This is a genomic window from Alcanivorax sp. HI0083, assembly GCF_001635175.1.
The window spans coordinates 1-3,189 of the sequence record NZ_LWFX01000539.1 but is presented as its reverse complement, the minus strand read 5'-3'; the positions used below and the strand labels follow the sequence as shown (position 1 = coordinate 3,189).

The following is a 3,189-nucleotide window of genomic DNA, read 5'->3' as shown; positions in this document are numbered from 1 at the left end:
CTGCTCAAATGCCAGCACATCCCCGGGGGTGGCAACGATGCAGACCAGCGAGGCATCGCGACGCGGATCATCGCAGACAGGGCAAAGTTCTGCTTCAGCATAGTTGCGGCAACGCTGGCAATGCTGCACGCCGTCCATGGCAGCATGGAGCGCATCGCCTAACCGGCGCCCGGATTCGCGCCCGCGATCCAGCAACGCATAGGCCATGCGCTGGGCAGAACGGGGGCCAACCCCGGGCAGGCAAGTAAAGGCGTTGATAAGCTGGTCGACCAGCGGCGCGTGTTTCACAATCTCGGCGTCTCGTCGGTGAGCTTACGGTTTGAAGCCAGGCGGGAAGGGAAAGCCACCCGCCATGTTCTGCATGTTGTCCTGCTGCTGTTTTTCCACCCGGCGTACCGCATCATTCACCGCGGCGGCAAGCAGGTCTTCCAGTAATTCCTTGTCTTCGCTCATCAGGCTGGCATCAATATCCACGCCTTTCACATCGTGCCGACCGTTCATGGTGACTTTCACCAGGCCCGCACCGGACTCGCCCACCACTTCACTATTGGCGGCCTCTTCCTGCATTTTTTTCATTTTCTCCTGCATGGCCTGGGCCTGCTGCATGAGATTGTTAATATCGAAATCCATGGTTTACTCCAAATTAACGCATGACGCATGATCAGTCTAAAAGCATCGCTGCCGCGTCAAGCCTGTTGCGCTCTTTGCTTGTGATTTTGATTGTAGCGTCCGGCGTCATGCATCTCGCTTCCAGCGTACTTATTCCACTGTCTCTTTCGGGGTGACGCTTTCTTCGTCCAATCGCCCCGCAAAGGTGGTGACCAGTTGCTGCACCACCGGGTCGGCGTGCAGGGTGTCCTTGGCCTGGGCAAGCAATTCCTGCCGGCGCGCTTCGGCCATTACCTCCGGGGTCGCGCCCGGCTGCTGCTCAAATTCCACCTGAACCTGAATGCGTCGCTGGAAGTAATTGCCCAGCGCACCGCTCAATTCCTCCAGCCGCTCCTTGTTGACCAGCACCTGATGCCCGGGGCTGATGCGCAGCGTCCAGACGCTTTCCTCACGGCTGATCAGCACCGCATTGCGGGCGATATTGCGCACCGTGCCATCCACGTCCAGGCGCAACAACAAGGCGGCCCACCAGGTGGCCACTTCCGCCTCACTAGTCGGCTCCGCCAGCGGCGCCAGGTTTTCTGGCTCAGGAGCGGGCTCTGCGTCTGGCCCAGGTTCGCTCTGCGCCGGGGTGGCCACTGGTGAAGCCTCAGCAACGGGCTCTGCCTGGTGCGTTTCCACCTGGGCCAGGGCCGCCGAGGCCGAGGGAGACGCAGAAACCGGCGTCTCATCCCAGGGCGGGGCGTCATCCGCAGACGCAGGTGCCAGCGTCTCTACCGGAGCCGCTTGCTGAGCGGGCGCGGATGTCACCGTGGCAGGAGCCGGCACGGGGGGCCGAGCAGCAGGTTCTGAATGAGACGCAGCGGCAGCCGGACTGTTCAGCAGGGCACGCAAATCCGGCTTACCGCCGGGCTCTGCCGACGGCGCTGCCGCTTCAGGCTTTTTTGCGGCGGGGCTGTCCCCCTGCACCAGCACGCCCTTGGGCGTAAACAGCACCATGCGCAACAACAACATCTCCAGTGCGGCGCGGCTATCGGGGGCATCCTGCAAATCACGACGGCCCCGCAGGGCCACGTCGTAATACAGTTGAATCTGTTCCGCAGTGAGTGCAGCCGCCAGCTGTTGCTGGGTCTCGTCATAGCTGCCGGGCACCGCCTGGCACACCGCCAGCTGGTGAAGCTGGCTAATCAGTTCATCCAGCAAGGCTAGCTCGCCGGGGCAATGCTCGCTGACCGTCGCCAACGCCTGCAGCACACCACCGGGCTCCTGCTCCGCCAGCGCCACCAGCAGCGTCAGGACGTGGTTGCGGTCCACCGTACCCAGCATGGCGTTCACCGCCTCACTGCTGAGTTGCTCACTGCCGAAAGCGATCGCCTGATCCGTCAGGCTCAACGCATCGCGCATGGAACCCTGAGCCGCTTTACCCAACGACAGCAGCGCCGGCTCTTCGTAGCGAATCATTTCCTTGTCGAGCAAGGCTTTCAGATGCCCGGCAATCTGCTCGGCCGGCAACGCCTTGAGGCTGAACTGCAAACAGCGTGACAGCACGGTCACCGGCAGTTTTTGCGGATCAGTGGTAGCCAGCAGGAATTTCACATGGGGAGGCGGTTCTTCCAGGGTTTTCAGCAACGCATTGAACGAATGCGCCGAGAGCATGTGCACCTCATCGATCAGGTACACCTTGTAGCGGCCCCGGGTCGGTGCGTACTGCACGTTGTCGAGCAATTCGCGAGTGTCTTCCACCTTGGTACGGCTGGCCGCATCCACTTCGATCAGATCCACGAAGCGCCCGTCGGTAATTTCCTGACAGGTAGGGCATACGCCGCAAGGGCGGGCACTGACACCCTGCTCACAGTTCAGGCAGCGGGACAGAATACGGGCAATGGTGGTTTTCCCCACCCCGCGTGTACCGGTGAACAGGTAGGCATGGTGCAGCCGATCCTGATCCAGGGCATGCATCAGGGCCCGTGAAACGTGCTCCTGCCCCACCAGTTCATCAAAGGTACGGGGGCGGTATTTACGGGCAAGGACCTGATAACTCATAGCACTCCAGCGGCAATCATGGCCACCAATACAAAGGGATTGGAATCAGAGCGCTTATGCTATCGAAGTTCCCGGGGGGAGGACAGTGGGAGAAGCGTGTTACGTGAAAGCGAGCGGCATGTAGCGGAGAGATTAGAGCGGTCTTCCCGCCAGCCGCACCCCGGCACACAAGTCCACTGCTACCGTTGCTCCCTTCCGGGCCTGGCGGGGTTCGCAGCTTATCGTTGCGGGGGGACCGACGGGTCGACCATAACGCGCTTCGGGCATGGCAGCCGCGAAACGAGCGCGCATTGTGGCGAATGCCTCACGCTATTGCAAGAGGACCGCAGGGCATGGGCAATCAGCTGGCTAAACCTTGAACAGGCTGGCTCCGCACGGGGCACAGGGCTACACTCAAAGTGACTGGGCAGGACGGCGAAAGCGCCTGCCCAGTCACTTTGAGTGTAGCCCTGTGCCCCGTGCGGAGCCAGCCTGTTCAAGGTTTAGCCAGCTGATTGCCCATGCCCTGCGGTCCTCTTGCAATAGCGTGAGGCATTC

The 3,189-nt window shown here is 61.5% G+C and carries 2 protein-coding genes, 1 other RNA gene and 1 pseudogene; all 4 read right to left on the bottom strand.

The window, feature by feature from the left end:
- A pseudogene (gene recR / locus A3754_RS05525) lies at positions 1-288 on the bottom strand (recombination protein RecR); the annotation flags it as partial.
- Between the two features lie 24 nt (positions 289-312).
- Complete coding sequence (locus tag A3754_RS05520; RefSeq protein ID WP_063519038.1) at positions 313-630, bottom strand: YbaB/EbfC family nucleoid-associated protein; 318 nt, start codon at positions 628-630, stop codon at positions 313-315.
- A gap of 129 nt (positions 631-759) precedes the next feature.
- A complete protein-coding gene (dnaX, locus tag A3754_RS05515; protein WP_063519037.1) occupies positions 760-2,652 on the bottom strand; it encodes a DNA polymerase III subunit gamma/tau in 1,893 nt (630 codons plus the stop codon).
- Between the two features lie 144 nt (positions 2,653-2,796).
- An RNA gene (gene ffs, locus A3754_RS05510) (signal recognition particle sRNA small type) lies at positions 2,797-2,893 on the bottom strand.
- Between the last annotated feature and the right edge of the window lie 296 nt (positions 2,894-3,189).

Bases quoted from the DNA above. Each gene is read 5' to 3' on its own strand.
- A3754_RS05520 (WP_063519038.1), bottom strand. From the start codon at position 630: ATGGATTTCGATATTAACAATCTCATGCAGCAGGCCCAGGCCATGCAG.
- dnaX (WP_063519037.1), bottom strand. From the start codon at position 2,652: ATGAGTTATCAGGTCCTTGCCCGTAAATACCGCCCCCGTACCTTTGAT.